This is a genomic window from Metabacillus rhizosphaerae (assembly GCF_037201795.1).
GTDB lineage: Bacteria > Bacillota > Bacilli > Bacillales > Bacillaceae > Metabacillus > Metabacillus rhizosphaerae.
Genome location: NZ_CP147403.1, coordinates 1094899 through 1109959, shown reverse-complemented (window position 1 = coordinate 1109959; position 15061 = coordinate 1094899). Strand labels below are relative to the sequence as shown.

Annotated in this window: 14 protein-coding genes and 1 pseudogene; 7 read left to right on the top strand and 8 right to left on the bottom strand. The window is 35.2% G+C overall.

Annotation, left to right across the window (positions count from 1 at the left end):
• Nucleotides 1–420 precede the first annotated feature (420 nt).
• Nucleotides 421–1422 (top strand): D-cysteine desulfhydrase, encoded by a 1002-nt coding sequence (locus tag WCV66_RS05320; protein WP_338788161.1) that lies wholly within the window; start codon nt 421–423, stop codon nt 1420–1422.
• A gap of 253 nt (nt 1423–1675) precedes the next feature.
• Here the strand turns inward: WCV66_RS05320 and WCV66_RS05315 are convergent, their stop codons facing one another.
• From WCV66_RS05315 to WCV66_RS05290, 6 genes are all read right to left on the bottom strand, one after another.
• The gene (locus tag WCV66_RS05315) at nt 1676–2506 is read right to left on the bottom strand and encodes a MetQ/NlpA family ABC transporter substrate-binding protein (protein ID WP_338788160.1); all 831 of its coding nucleotides are present in this window, start codon (nt 2504–2506) and stop codon (nt 1676–1678) included.
• The gene (locus tag WCV66_RS05310; protein ID WP_338788159.1) at nt 2503–3531 is read right to left on the bottom strand and encodes a uroporphyrinogen decarboxylase family protein; all 1029 of its coding nucleotides are present in this window, start codon (nt 3529–3531) and stop codon (nt 2503–2505) included. The genes WCV66_RS05315 and WCV66_RS05310 overlap by 4 nt, the downstream gene beginning before the upstream one ends.
• 56 nt (nt 3532–3587) lie before the next feature.
• A complete protein-coding gene (locus WCV66_RS05305; protein WP_338788158.1) occupies nt 3588–4247 on the bottom strand; it encodes a methionine ABC transporter permease in 660 nt (219 codons plus the stop codon).
• On the bottom strand, nt 4244–5263 hold the full coding sequence (locus tag WCV66_RS05300; RefSeq protein ID WP_338788157.1) for a methionine ABC transporter ATP-binding protein: 1020 nt from the start codon (nt 5261–5263) through the stop codon (nt 4244–4246). The genes WCV66_RS05305 and WCV66_RS05300 overlap by 4 nt, the downstream gene beginning before the upstream one ends.
• Before the next feature lie 73 nt (nt 5264–5336).
• The gene (locus tag WCV66_RS05295) at nt 5337–6551 is read right to left on the bottom strand and encodes an aminotransferase class I/II-fold pyridoxal phosphate-dependent enzyme (RefSeq protein WP_338788156.1); all 1215 of its coding nucleotides are present in this window, start codon (nt 6549–6551) and stop codon (nt 5337–5339) included.
• Between the two features lie 3 nt (nt 6552–6554).
• Nucleotides 6555–7229 carry a GntR family transcriptional regulator gene (locus tag WCV66_RS05290; RefSeq protein WP_338789401.1) on the bottom strand — a complete coding sequence of 225 codons (675 nt, stop codon included), beginning with the start codon at nt 7227–7229 and terminating at the stop codon, nt 6555–6557.
• 444 nt (nt 7230–7673) lie between these two features.
• Here WCV66_RS05290 and WCV66_RS05285 point away from each other — a divergent pair, with 444 nt between their 5' ends.
• The 3 genes from WCV66_RS05285 (at nt 7674) to WCV66_RS05275 (ending at nt 8791) form a co-directional block, all read left to right on the top strand.
• Nucleotides 7674–8189 (top strand): sigma-70 family RNA polymerase sigma factor, encoded by a 516-nt coding sequence (locus tag WCV66_RS05285; RefSeq protein WP_338788153.1) that lies wholly within the window; start codon nt 7674–7676, stop codon nt 8187–8189.
• Nucleotides 8190–8303: 114 nt separating this feature from the next.
• On the top strand, nt 8304–8522 hold the full coding sequence (locus WCV66_RS05280; protein ID WP_066328899.1) for a DUF1659 domain-containing protein: 219 nt from the start codon (nt 8304–8306) through the stop codon (nt 8520–8522).
• 50 nt (nt 8523–8572) lie between these two features.
• Nucleotides 8573–8791 (top strand): DUF2922 domain-containing protein, encoded by a 219-nt coding sequence (locus WCV66_RS05275; protein ID WP_338788152.1) that lies wholly within the window; start codon nt 8573–8575, stop codon nt 8789–8791.
• A gap of 771 nt (nt 8792–9562) precedes the next feature.
• Here the strand turns inward: WCV66_RS05275 and WCV66_RS05270 are convergent.
• Entirely contained in the window at nt 9563–9706 is a 144-nt protein-coding gene (locus tag WCV66_RS05270) for a hypothetical protein (RefSeq protein ID WP_338788151.1), read from the bottom strand.
• Between the two features lie 265 nt (nt 9707–9971).
• On the opposite strand from WCV66_RS05270, the gene WCV66_RS05265 reads away from it, so the two are divergent.
• Together WCV66_RS05265 and WCV66_RS05260 are read left to right on the top strand one after the other, a co-directional pair.
• Nucleotides 9972–10673, top strand: coding sequence for a nuclease-related domain-containing protein (locus WCV66_RS05265; RefSeq protein ID WP_338788150.1), 702 nt, complete (start codon nt 9972–9974; stop codon nt 10671–10673).
• Nucleotides 10674–10907: 234 nt separating this feature from the next.
• A complete protein-coding gene (locus tag WCV66_RS05260) occupies nt 10908–11186 on the top strand; it encodes a hypothetical protein (RefSeq protein WP_338788149.1) in 279 nt (92 codons plus the stop codon).
• 214 nt (nt 11187–11400) lie between these two features.
• Here WCV66_RS05260 and WCV66_RS05255 read toward each other — a convergent pair.
• Nucleotides 11401–11550, bottom strand: a pseudogene (locus WCV66_RS05255) (magnesium chelatase domain-containing protein); the annotation flags it as partial.
• Between the two features lie 1075 nt (nt 11551–12625).
• On the opposite strand from WCV66_RS05255, the gene WCV66_RS05250 reads away from it, so the two are divergent.
• Nucleotides 12626–14929 (top strand): hypothetical protein, encoded by a 2304-nt coding sequence (locus tag WCV66_RS05250; protein ID WP_338788148.1) that lies wholly within the window; start codon nt 12626–12628, stop codon nt 14927–14929.
• Nucleotides 14930–15061: the final 132 nt, after the last annotated feature.

Genomic DNA, 15061 nt, shown 5'->3' with positions numbered 1-15061 from the left:
TTCATCGTCAATTTCATTTCCAATAAATCACATAGCTAAGTAAATGTTACTATAATTACCAGATCACTTCCATAAGTCTCCAGTAGTGAAATTTGATATGAATATAGGAAGAATGTTTTATTTTATTAACCAAAATTTTACAGAGCGCAATTGAGAAATTTAATTTTCATTTGGTAGAGTAATGTTACTTTCTGCCTTTTCACACTTTAAACAGTGATCTCCTATAATCAATACTCCCTTTCACTCTTGTGTAAATGAACTATGCTCTCATGTTCTCAAGAGTTATAACCTGCCATCATTCGACAAAATCCGGGTGGTGACAGGCCCCGATTAATATAATAGTATTTAAGAAGCCTACTAGAATGATTTTTTTCAACATTTCAAATATATATAAACGGACAAAACAGGAGGACATTACATATGAACTTATCTCAATTCCCCAGACGAAGATACACACCATCCCATACACCGATCGAGAAATTAGATAATCTATCAGAAGCTCTTGGCGGCCCAACTATCTATCTAAAACGAGATGATTTACTTGGGCTTACGGTTGGTGGAAATAAAACAAGAAAATTAGAGTTTCTTGTTGCCGATGCTCTTAAAAAAGGTGCAGATACATTAATTACATGTGGAGGCATTCAATCAAATCATTGTCGCTTAACACTAGCAGCTGCTGTAAAAGAGAAAATGAAGTGCATTCTTGTCTTAGAAGAAGGAATGACAAAAAATTCAGAGCCTGACTTTAACGGTAACTATTTTCTATATCATTTACTAGGCGCTGAAAATATCAAGGTTGTCCCGAATGGAACAGACTTGATGAAAGAAATGCAGCAAGTAGCAAATGAAGTCATAGTGAAAGGACATAACCCTTACATCATTCCAGTTGGTGGATCTACTGCCATTGGGGCAACAGGGTATGCCGCTTGCTCCCAGGAGATTTTAGCACAGTCTTTTGATCAAGGCATCAATATAAAGTCAGTCGTTTGTGTAAGCGGAAGTGGCGGAATGCATGCAGGTTTGATCACTGGATTTTCTGGAAGTCAAAGTAATATCCCTGTAATTGGAATAAACGTAAGCAGAGGAAAAGCTGAACAAGAAGAAAAGGTATACCAGCTTGTGAAAGAAACCTCGGCACATATCGGAATTTCACATTCCATCCCCCGTGAGACAGTTACTTGCTTTGATGAGTACGTCGGACCTGGCTATGCTCTCCCTACCCCTGAAATGGTAGAAGCTGTCCAGTTACTAGCAAAAACAGAAGGAATTTTACTCGATCCAGTGTACACTGGTAAAGCTGCAGCAGGACTAATTGAGCTTATCCGAAATGGCTACTTTAAGCGCGGTGATGACATTCTATTTATCCACTCTGGAGGCTCACCTGCTCTGTATGCTAATACCTCTCTCTTTTATGAAAACTAAAGCTAACGATCATTGCATTTAGGTAGTTTGTAATCTGACACAATCATCATACTTGTTTTTATGCGACGTCTCCCGTATAACTGTTGGCGCAGTTATACAGGAGACGTCTTTTCCATCCTTCAAAATTATACAATACAAGGTCAATCACCTACTATGAGAATGGCTCTCTTTCTGAACGTTAAAATAGCTGTATTCAATTTCGTGGAAAAATGTTATAAAACAAGATGTTTTGGGTGGTGGCTGGCACCCAAAACTAGTTCTGGTCCCAAGCTTCAGGAAGAACAAATCCATCATACATTTCATCTGACTTAATATATTCTTCAAATTCTACTGATTCATATGCACTTTTTAAATCTTTTGCCCATTGTGAGTCTTTATCCTCTTCATTAACAGTCACGATAATTCGATGTTCTTTCGGTGTATTTTCAATCTTTACAGCATCTGTTATTTTTTGTCCAGCACTTGCAATATAGTTACCATTAACAACCCCGAAATCTACATCTTCAAGAGATACTAGGATTTGTGCTGGATCAAGCACTTTAAAATCAATGACATACTTGTCTGGATATACACTTTTTAAGTTAAAGTCTGTTATCCCCGCGTCTTCATCAACTTTCACCCATCCTAATTCTTCCATAATACTTATAGCACGTTCTTGGTTAACAGGATCATTTGGTACAGCGACTGTAGTACCGTCTTTCACTACATCGATGGAATGATGTTTTTCAGAGTATAATCCTTGAGGGGCACTCGGTACATACGCTATCCCAGTCATATTCGCATCAATCTCATCGTTAATCCCTTCCATGTAGGCTGTACTTTGGAAAATACTCGCATCAATTGAACCTTCTTTCATAGCAGGATTCACTTGCATATTTTGAGAAAAAACTTTCATTTCTACTTCATACCCTTTTTCCTCCATTATCGGTAAAATACTATTACGAAATTGTTCCTCATATGTTCCAACTCCAAATCCTACTACTAATTGCTTCTTATCTTCTTCTCCTGAAGTTTCTTTATTTCCACAGGCTCCTAGTAGTAATACCATCGCTCCCATTAAGACAAACAAAAACTGTTTTTTCATTCGTTTCCCTCCATTAAGGTTTGTTTAAATTCTTTTAAAGCTACTTGTGATGCATTTGGCGGAACAGCGCAATTTGGCGCTAGTATAAAAGGTTCATTTTTCATAAGCTCTAGAGCTGCCTCTGCTTCTAAGCGAATTTTCAGCGCATTGCTCTCATCAAAATGACTATGATCAACTCCTCCTACTTTTGTAACATTAAAACTTGCACTTAAATCAACATTCCCTTTTGCTTTTGTATCCCAGCTTATACCATCAATGAAGTAATCCTTAAATAACTCTGGTTTAGCGTGCTCTCCACAGGTATGAAGAATATTCTTTTTATTTCGAGCCGCTTCTAATACAATCAAATCATAAGGTCTTGAAAACTCATTGAATTCATGGACATTGAATAACTTATGATTAGCTGTACCAGTGACTGCATAAAATAGACCGTCAATTCCAACCTTTTCTAGTTCTGAGACATAATCGGCAATCGTTAAGGCAATCGCATGCAACGCCTTATGAACACCTGCTCGATTCTCAGCAAATAGAGCTTTCATCGAGACTGGATTTTGACTTCCATATATATGTTTGTCCGCATAAAAGGATTGACCAGCAATAAAAAGCAATACCGTCAAAGGTGAAAAAACTGTTTGAATAATTGGAGTATCAGACAGGCCATTACGAATAAGTTTGACTGCATTTAGTTGTTCCAACAAAGGCGCTGACTTAGATACATCCTTTACTTCAACTCCCCAAACGTCCAATGGGTTACATATTTGAGCCGATAGTTGTTTAGGAAATACCCATTCATAATCATCAAAATCAAAACGACTGCCCCACACTTCCGAAAGATATGTAGCACGTGGATTGATTTTTACCCAATCCCATTCGTATTGATTAGCAAAATCGATTGTCTCTCCTGCTAAATCCTCCGCGTTTTGTTCCTTATCTAAAAAATGCTTCCACGCACTGATGATTGGACGATCGGCCATTTCACCAGATAACAGAGCTTCAAACCGGTCCTTTCTTGTCCATTGTCCCATTGTATCCTCTCCTTTTATATAATCATTTCGTAGCTTACATTCCTTCTCCTAGTTTATTAATTTCTCCTAATCTTTTTTGCCAAGAAGTTCCCCATTGACTGTATCCCTTGTACAAAAACGATCAATACTATAACCGTACTAACCATCGCAAAAGTATCAAATCGTTGGTAACCAAAAACGATTGCTAGATCTCCTACACCCCCTCCCCCAACAGTTCCTGCCATAGCTGTTGCACCAATTAAGGTAATGGTACTTGTAGTTAACGATAAAACAACAGAACCTAAAGCTTCTGGTAACAAAAAGTAACGGATAATTTGAAATGGTGTTGCACCCATTGCTTCTGCAGCCTCAATGATTCCTGGATTAACCTCTAAAAGAGAGTTTTCTACTAAACGAGCAATAAATGGAGAAATATATATAATTAAAGGAACAATAGCAGCACTCGTACCAATAGATGTTTGAACAATCAATCTAGTAAATGGTATGATAGCCACCATAAGGATAATAAATGGCAACGAACGTAATATATTAATAATTGGGTTTAACACTGAATAAATAATTTTATGCTGCAAAATACCCGCTGGACGTGTCACCACGAGTAATATTCCTAGAGGTATCCCAATTAGCGTGCCTACAAATAGGGAAAAACCAACCATAACCAAGGTATCATTAATAGCTTGCAAAAATTGATCTAATGTTATTGTTGTTGATATCATTTGGATACCTCCTCAACAAGTAAACCTAGTTTTTTTAAATAGTTCATTGCCGCCTGTACTTGCTCATCATTTCCCTTTATATCAAGATACATAATGACCATAGTCGTATCTTGTATTTCTGTTGTATTGGCAAACAAGACATTTACTGTGATGTCAAAATCCTTAATTAGTTTATTCAAAATCGGCGTTGAAACAGCTTCTCCTACAAGTTTTACTTTTAAGAGTTTACTGTCCTTTTCCATTTTCATCTTGTTTTCTACACTAGGTGTAATACTGTTACGAATAACAGTTTGTACAAAGTATTGTGTAGAAGGATGTTTAGGTTGTCCAAATACCTCTAGTACTGATCCTTGTTCAATTATTTCTCCCTTTTCCATAACAGCTACTTTATTGCAAATTTCTTGGATAACACCCATTTCATGTGTAATGATCATAATTGTTATTCCGTATTCTTTATTTACCCTCTTAAGAAGATCAAGGATCGATTGAGTTGTTTGAGGATCAAGAGCTGAGGTAGCCTCATCACAAAGCAGGATGGAAGGTCTAGAAGCTAAAGCACGAGCAATCCCAATCCTCTGTTTTTGTCCACCGGATAATTCATTTGGATAACTCTCAGCTTTATCACTTAGCCCTACAAACTCCAATAGTTCCATTACCCGCCTTTGAATGTCATCCTTGCTTTTTTTAGACAGAATAAGAGGCATCGCTACATTTTGAAAAATTGTTTTTGATTCTAATAGATTGAAATGTTGGAAAATCATTCCAATTTTCTTTTTTACTACACGGAGTTCTTTGGCGTTAAATTGATCCAATCTTTGTCCATCTACTAACACATAGCCCTTAGTCGGCTTCTCTAAATAATTGACCAACCGAATTAATGTACTTTTTCCAGCACCGCTATATCCAATTACCCCAAAAATATCCTCTTTGTTCACCTTTAGATTGATGCCTTTAAGGGCTGTGGTCTTTATTCCTTTACGCTCAAAGGTTTTATAAACATTTTCCATTTCAATCATTATAATAACCCTCTCTTCTCTGATCATTCTGAATAATACTTGTAAAATATCAATCTAGTTCTTAAATAAGTCATTATAAAACCTCTTTAGAACCTACCATTACTTCTTCCGCTTGTAGTAATGCTATCTGTAAATCAGCAATGATATCTTCAATATCTTCAAGCCCTACGGATAGTCTAATTAGACCGTCAGTGATTCCAAATTTTAATCTCTCAGCTGGAGGGATGGACGCATGTGTCATAGAAGCTGGATGCTGTACCAATGTTTCAGGATCCCCTAAGCTAAATGAAATCATTGCAAGTTTAAGAGAATTAATGAAATGAGTTCCAACAGCCAGTCCCCCCTTCACTTCAAACGAAACAATACCTCCCATGTCTTTCATTTGTTTTTTTGCTAATAAATGTTGAGGGTGAGACGGTAAACCAGGATAATAGACTTTTTTGATCATCGGATGTTTTTCAAGAATATCCGCAACTCTTTGTGCGTTACTACAATGTCTTTCCATACGTACACCTAATGTTTTTAATCCTCTTAATATAAGAGAGGATTCCCAAGCACTTAAGTTCTGACCAAGATCTCCCATCACTTTCCTACGCAACCTATGAATAACATCCTGCTTGCCGACAATAAACCCTGCCACAACGTCTCCATGGCCATTGATATACTTGGTTGCACTATGAACAACTACATCCGCCCCTAACATTAAAGGATTTTGCAAATAGGGACTCATGAATGTATTGTCAACGATCAATGGCAAATTATATTTTTTGCACACTTTTGCTATTTCTTCCAGATTCAATATCGTCAATTTTGGATTTGAAGGCGTCTCAATGTAAACCACTTTCGTGTTTTGTCTAATCGCATCTTCAATCTTAGATACAACCGTACAGTCTACAAAATCAAATTCGATCCCAAACCTTGGTGCTAATGAGTTAAAAAAACTGAAGGTTCCTCCATATACATCTTGTGTCACAATGGCATGATCGTCTTTTTTCAGGAATCCGAGAAGAGCAGTAGAGATTGCTGCCATTCCACTAGATACACCTAATGCTGCTTCTCCTCCTTCTAATGCAGCAATTTTATTTTCTAGATTTTCAAGAGTTGGATTTCCATATCGACCATAATAAGTTAATTCAACTTCTCCAGAAACTGCTTTGGCTGCCATTTCCGCATTAGGAAAAGCATATGCAACTGCTGGAACGATACTATGTGAAATAGCCTTTGTTTGAGGATTTGGTTGGGAATTTTCATGAATTACTTTCGTATTTAATTTCCACGTTGAGTGCATACTCTAAATTCCTCCTTTGCTTAGGTGAAGTTCTTTTACTCTTTCTAAAACGACTCTTAAACTGCTCATGAGATGGATCTTCATAGCATTTTCCGCCCCCAACTCGTCCTTTTCTACAATACATTTGAGGATATCGTAATGTTCTTCAACTGCTTGTTCATTCCACTTACCATAAACAGAAACGAAACGACTATAACGTTCAGCATGGTCTCTCACAATATTTAATAATCTAATAGTTGTATTCAAACCGCTAATCTTTGCTAAATAATCATGAAACTCATTTCCAATCGTCACAAAGTTTTGTTTGTCATCAATTTTGAAAAAATGGTCAAGCCTCTCTAATAGTTTTGATAAGTTTAGGATGTCTTCCTTCATTGCATTTCGTGTTGCATGTTTTGCAATCTGTCCTTCTAATAAACTCCTGATCTCGAAAATCTCTTCAACTTCGTTTAGATTGATTTGCGCCACTTTAAGGCGTCCGTTTGGTTGACGAACTAGAAAATTTTCCATTTCTAGCCTTTGAATGGACTCCCTAAGGGGAGTTCTACTAACATCTAACAGCGTCGACAATTGATCTTCCTTTACGTCTTCATTCGGGCTTAATTCATTAAAAATAATCTTCTGTTTCAAGTTTTCGTATACAATATCCTTTGACATTCTTCGCGAATGAACATTCATGCTACTCAAAAAATCAACACCCTCTTACTGATTTTTCTCATCTAAGTAAATACAGACGATACAGTTTTTCACAAAACCAATATATAGAAATACAATGGTCTTTTTCTGAATATTTAGTTTGTATACAAATATATTATTATTCATATATAAACTAATCAAACACCATGTAAGGATTTGTAACATGGAAATTTTAAGTCTATATCTTCGAAAAATCCTTGTGGTAACAGGCACACAAAACTACAATACTCCACAAAAACTCCAATAAAACCATCATCCCAATAAACTCACTATCAATAACCTAGTTATTACTAAGAAATAATCCTCTTATTAGGTTAATCTCTCCTGTTATCTCCTCTATATTGAAAGTTCCTCATAGGAAAATAGACTGATATTCTCAAATTACCGCGGAATACTTAAGAATGCATTCTTAAAAAGGATTCTTATATGTATGAAGATGAGAAATTTGAGAAGCTGCATGAACAATTTGAACCAATGATTTATCACATAATAAAAAAGTTAATGATTTACAAGGATAAAAAGGAATTTTATCAAATTGGCTGTATTGCATTATGGGAGGCTTCATTACGTTTTAATGAAGAAAAAGGGGAATTTAAGTCTTATGTTTATTCCTATATCCTTGGTCGAATGAAAGCAGTGCTTACGAAAGAAAGGAAAAAACAGGAGAAGGAAAATCGTCTCATGACTGTTTCACCCCAAGAAGAAACTAGCGAAGATGATTTTAAACATCTACTAGCAAATTCTAATATTGAAAGTATTTCCTCCTCCCTTTTGACTTCAAATCAAAGCAAATGGCTAAAAGCCTACTGTCTTAAAGATAAAACACCAAGTGAAGTTGCAAAGGATGAAGGAGTATCAATCTCTGCAGTTAAAGCATGGCGTAGGGATGCAATTACTAAACTCAAGAAGCATTCTATTGAGGATCTTTTGGGAATCAAATAGGACCAGAGGTTAGCAACATGAAGCTAGTACATCCACTATTTTTAAAAAAATATTAATAATACGCTACTCTACCTACCCTTTCTCTATATATAAAGGGTGAAAGGAGGTGAGAGCATGGCAGTTGCAACATTATTAGATTCTCAATTAAGCCTTGTGTTTAACATGGGAGTGGACGAGAACGGCAAAGACATCTATAAACGTAAAAACTACAACAACGTCAAAACATCAGCAACACCTGACCAATTGCTTCAAGCAGCACAAGCGATTGCAAGCTTACAATCAGAAACACTAACATTCGTTGAGCGTAATGACACAAATCAAATTGATGCGTAACATCGTTTAAAGGAAAACAAACCAAATGAGGAAGGAAAGGAGGGAAAAACATGACGAAAACATTAGAGCTTCAATTTTTAAACACAGCAGGGAAGACAGTGAAAATCAGTGTGGATTCTCCAGTAGAACCAGTTGATCAAATTGCCCTAAATGCAGCAATGGATCAAATCTTAGCAGCGAATATTTTTATTTCAACTGATGGGGATTTTGTATCGAAGAAAGGTGCAAGAGTTATTGACCGTAGTGTAACGGAAATTGCGCTTGCATAATAAAGGCTTTAGGGCTGACAAATTGCTTCAATGTCAGCCCTTTGGTTAATAAAATAAATTGGAGATGTGCTACAAATTATCCATACCTTATAAGTAGACCATATGAGGCTTATTTACATATGCAACAACCTACTAAATAAAAGTGCAGTTCTTGTACCTTACCAACCATTATTCGAAAAATCCCTTTGAAAGACTTCAGTAAAACCCAATAAGTTGATTCAAACAAACTTTGATATTTTTTACATTCATTAAATAGAGTGGAAACTATTTGGTCACTGTGACATTACATTCCTGCTTATCAATGATTTTTATATTGTGTATAATAAAGGAAAATCAATCTCGTCAAGGGATGGTATAATGAGTATTCGCAACAAAGACCATGAAAAAGAGATTGTAGTTGAAGCTGATAATCCTTAAACATCCTTTTAAATAAAGGATTAAACTAGAAAGTTATTATTTATATTTTAAAACTAACTCTAAACCAAACAATCGGAATTTTTTAGAAATAGGTCCCGTTTGTTTTTATTTGAATAACAACTATATTTATATTAAAAAACCAACAAATAAGCATAGCGGACTATTCATCTATTAAAATTTTTAAGTATTTTTTCGGGTAGTCATTGTGATCGCACTTGTGAGGCAAATATAATCTAATCTTTTATTTTCGGGTTTATTTTGTGTATAATGAGAATATAATAAAAAAGGAGAAGTGCGCTAACACTTCCCCCTGCAACCTCTACCGTCAGGGAGGTTGTTGTGAAAAAGATATGTTTATTTTTGAGAATCACTCTTTTGCTTGTGACGGCGCGGGGTGGTTTTCTTGTTTTCTAATACATTTTTCCGAAAGATATGTGCACTAACTTCTCGCACAATTCCCTTCAGAACCTCTCTTAAAAATTCAAGAAATGTTTCCATGATTATCACCTCCTTTCCTAAACGGAAAGAAGTGCAACAACCACCCTCACAATATTCAGTTGCATTTCTATTCTATCATTTCCCCCATAACTAAAAACCTATCAATCTTCGACAATTTTCAGGTGGTCACTGTGACATTACAGAGGGACATGGTACCTGTCCCCTTGTCCCTGTTACCTTACCATTCTTCGACAAATTTCGAATGGTGAAAGAGGATTGCACCCATGGCTCAAACCAAACCACCAAAAGAAGCAGGGAGAACATCATGCTATTATTCTTAAACTTTTTAAAGAAGAAAAAAAACGAGAACAAACCAAAACAAGTTAATGTGACCACGTCAATACCAAAAAAGGTGAATGAGCAGGTAGCTACTAGGAAAGGTGAAATAGGAGAATACAAAATTGATATACAACTGGATCAGCTGCCAAAGGATTGTCGATACTTAAGTGATCTCCTTGTAAAGAATCCAAAAGCAAAATCAGGGTACTCCCAAATTGATCATGTGGTATTAACTCCATATGGTATATTTGCCATTGAAACGAAAAACTATCAGGGGACCATTTATGGTGGGAAAGATCGTAAAACATGGTTGGTTAATGGAAAGTTTAAAATGCTGAACCCTTTTGTACAAAACTATGGGCATATAAAAGCATTAACGTCATTCATTGATAAAAAGTACTATGACTTATTTATCTCCATGGTATCTTTTACTAAACGCTCCACATTTAAAGTAGACTTAGATTATCGTAAAATAGCTTCCAATGAAATTATAGTGTATGACATAGAACTGTCTGAATTTATTCATCGGAAAGTGTCAGTCCTTAAAATTGAACACAAAGAACCTCTCTTAAATGAAAGTGACATCATAACCATTTATGATGCCTTTTCAAATGCAAATATTACTGATCCAAAAGTGAGAGAAGAACATAGGAAGCACGGGGACGGTCCTCGCGCTTCTCAAGTTTAGTGATTGTAATTACTGTTAATTCTATTCTATCGTTAACATTGCGATTGCTAAACAAAATAAGTATTTGAATAATATGTATAAAAATACCACATTCTCAGATAAAGCGAGCACCACTGTAACGGTATGAGAACCAAAACTAAAGGAATTTCAAACAATATTTAAAAACACTTTACAAATGTAACAATTATATCGTTTACAATATAAAGGTAGAGAGAAAAAACAGGAGGGAAATAGATGAGCTACGAAGAGGAAAAAGTTGCACTAAACTACATTTCACGTAAAGTTTCACAATCAGTAAATGAACATGGTGACGAACTGGAAACGATTAAGTACCAAGATCACTATCATGCAATAGTGACAATTTGCCAAGATAAACCTCCATATAATGATTATTTCGTAGAAGTAAAAGATTATTATAGTGAAAAAAGGGCCGCTAGAAAAGCTCTAAAAGAGCTGTATCGACAAGCTTATTCATACCCTAGTTTTCAATTCGTATTGCTAGGGTATGAATAAGTTTTAGCATTTAGGGATTTCGGGATTCATTACAAAAAAAGGGGAGAGGAAGTTTCTTAAAAGCCAAAAGACACCTCTCCTTTTCTCCATTCTACTAAATTCGACAAATCTCAGGGAGTCACTGTGACCATCCATAATAATCTGTGGAACTTCTTGTGAAACGAGATTTTTCGAGGCGTCACAGTGACGAAAACCAGTTCAGCGTGCGAACCACTGATAACACTCTCTCCTTTGACTCCTTCACAGACGCATCCGGCAACCCAACAATCACCATCGACTCCTTTCCCGCCGAAACTTGTACCTCCACCTGTACACGGAAGCCCTCGAGTCCTCTTAAGCCAATACTTGAAATTTTTACGGTCAATAAAAAACCTCCTTGCAAAGTTATTTTATAAAAAGATAAAAGGGAATAAATGTTAAAATGGTAGAATGTTGAAAAGAGAAAGCATTAGAAAGAATTTCAGAATAGGAGCTGAGGATAAATTAGAAGCTTGAGGTACTATATACTTAATCTAGCACATCTATGACAAAACTAGCTGTTAACCATTCGACAAATCTCGGGTGGTCACTATGATATTGCCCCAGAAGGAGCCTTTTTTTACGAGCTGACTTAATTAATAAACTAAAAAATGAAGTTCTTCAGTGCTCCCGTTCAATACCGAAGTTATCTGTAGGCAGCTTAAGTCCCTTTATTAAACTGTCCATTTTATGGGGTATAGTTCAGAACAATACCGAAGCCACCTATTATATACATAAAGGTCTTTTTATAAACTGTCTATTTTTAAAGGTAAAGATCATTAGTTTGCAGTCTGCCCTTTTCTATTAATATTTCGTTCTTTTCTACTTCTTCTTTGAAACATTCATAAAAATTTTCTTATGATAGTCATAAGGAGTAGATCACTCTTTTATTCAACTATATAGTTTCCAGACCTATTTTTCACATCATTATAATCATTATTATAACTAACAAGCAAATATGAAAGATTAATAGCTGAGCCATCATCAAATACAATTAATCTTACTCTTGTATTAGGATCAAATTTGTACGATTTTGAAACACCATTTATTGTTGATAATCCCAAAAATGAAAAATAGCCATAAGTCAATTATTAATCCCTAGAATGGACCTATATCGTCCTTATTGTCTAGAGATATGCCTATCTGATGAAAAATATAAAGATTACAACATTAAAATATGATTTTAATAGTTATGTAAAGAAATCTATCTTTACTGCCCCATTAAGATCTTTATCATCACATTCAAGCCATCAATTAACCATAAATTTCAAGTGTGTAATTCACTATTAAGAAATTGGTATTGGATTATACAAATAAGGGCTTTCATCCTTCAGATGAATTACGCACAATATAAGATATGGGTAATTTATCATCGCCAAAGAAGGAGTTTTGTACTATAATCTCCTAGGGGGGAGATTCATTTGAACTTGAAGAAAATATATTTTGCTAGATTACTTTTCTCAGTTTTACTTTTTGTAGTTATCATAGGCAATACTACATATAATGTTGTTTTAGCAGATGGTATTGGACCAGTCCTTGAAAGTGTTTTATTAAATCAAAAGAAATTTGAGGTAGGCGATACAGTAACAATAAAGGCTATTGTTAATGATAATGATTCAGGTGTAAAAAGTGTATTAGCTGTTTATCAAAATCCATCAGATAATAGATATTTGTATATAAATTTAAAATATGATAGTAACCAAGATTTATGGGTTGGATCATATACCGTCCAAGACACAGATGAGGAAGGTATATGGTCAATTGATCATTGGACTCTTTCCGATAATGCGGGTAACTTAACGGGAATATTTACTCCACAAACAGAAGCAGAATTTGAAATAATAAATCCTGATGGTGATGGGGAAGGTCCAACATTAGAAAGTTTAGAAATAAGTCCAAAAAGTGTATCTGTAGGTAAGTCTATAAACATTAAAGCACGAGTGTCTGATGATAAATCAGGCGTAAAAAGTGTATTAGCAGTCTATCAAAATCCATCAGATAATAGATATTTGTATATAAATTTAAAATATGATAGTAACCAAGATTTATGGGTTGGATCATATACCGTCCAAGACACAGATGAGGAAGGTATATGGTCAATTGATCATTGGACTCTTTCCGATAATGCGGGTAACTTAACTGGAATATTTACTCCACAAACAGAAGCAGAATTTGAATTAATAAATCCTGATGGTGATGGGGAAGGTCCAACATTAGAAGGTTTAGAAATAAGTCCAAAAAGTGTATCTGTAGGAGATACTATAAATATTAAAGCACGAGTTTCTGATGATAAATCAGGTGTAAAGAGTGTATTAGCAGTCTATCAAAATCCATCAGATAATAGATATTTGTATATAAATTTAAAATATGACAGTAACCAAGATTTATGGGTTGGATCATATACCGTTCGAGACACAGATGAGGAAGGTATATGGTCGATAGATCATTGGACTCTTTCTGATAATGCAGGAAACTTAACTGGGATATTTGAAAAAGATTTAAATGCAGATAGTGATTTTACAGTCCAAGGTAATTCGAGTAATGAGAACCAAAAAATAATTGAAGAGAATGATCCAATTATTAAATACACAGGAACCTGGAAAGAAGTAACACAAGATGGTAATAGTGGCGGAGCATTAAAAATAAGTGAATCCAAAGGTGCTAGTGCGGAAATAACATTCAGTGGAACAGGAATAACTGTACTAGGAAAAAGACATTCATTAAGAGGTTTAGCCGATATCTATCTAGATAATCAATTTGTACAGACTATAGACTTTTCGTTCAACACAGCTGAATTCCAAGCCGAATTATATAAAAAAGATGGCTTAACAAATGGAAAACACACCTTGAAAATAGTTGTAAAAGGAGAAAGTGCTCCAGGTAGAACAAGTAAAGCTGTAGCATTAGATGCTTTCAAAATAATAGGAGAAACAACTTCAGATGATAACAGGTTTAGAATCGTGTTTACCGATAATAGAATCGTGTTTACCGGAAACTGGAGAGAAGTAACACAAGATGGAAATAGTGGCGGAACATTAAAGATAAGTGAATCCAAAGGTGCAAGTGCAGAAATAACATTCAATGGAACAGGTATAACTGTACTGGGAAAAAGACATTCATTAAGAGGTTTAGCCGATATCTATCTAGACAATCAATTTGTACAGACTGTAGACTTTTCGTCCAACACAGCTGAATTCCAAGCCGAATTATATAAAAAAGATGGCTTAACAAATGGAGAACATACCTTGAAAATAGTTGTAAAAGGAGAAAGTGCTCCAGGTAGAACAAGTAAAGCTGTAGCATTAGATGCTTTCGAAATAATAGGAGAAACAACTTCAGATGATAACAAGTTAGTAATTGATGATACCGATAATAGAATCGTGTTTACCGGAAACTGGAGAGAAGTAACACAAGATGGAAATAGTGGCGGAACATTAAAAATAAGTGAATCCAAAGGTGCAAGTGCAGAAATAACATTCAATGGAACAGGTATAACTGTACTGGGAAAAAGACATTCATTAAGAGGTTTAGCCGATATCTATCTAGACAATCAATTTGTACAGACTGTAGACTTTTCGTCCAATACAGCTGAATTCCAAGCCGAATTATATAAAAAAGATGGCTTAACAAATGGAGAACATACCTTGAAAATAGTTGTAAAAGGAGAAAGTGCTCCAGGTAGAACAAGTAAAGCTGTAGCATTAGATGCAATAGTAATAAAATAGTGGCAGACTTTTGACAAAATAACGGCAGTATATTTTGTATAAGATCTATTAATATGATATTAACGAAATATATCAGGAAGCGTCTTTCCAATTGGGATGACGCTTTTTATGATTCAAAAGTATAATTACATT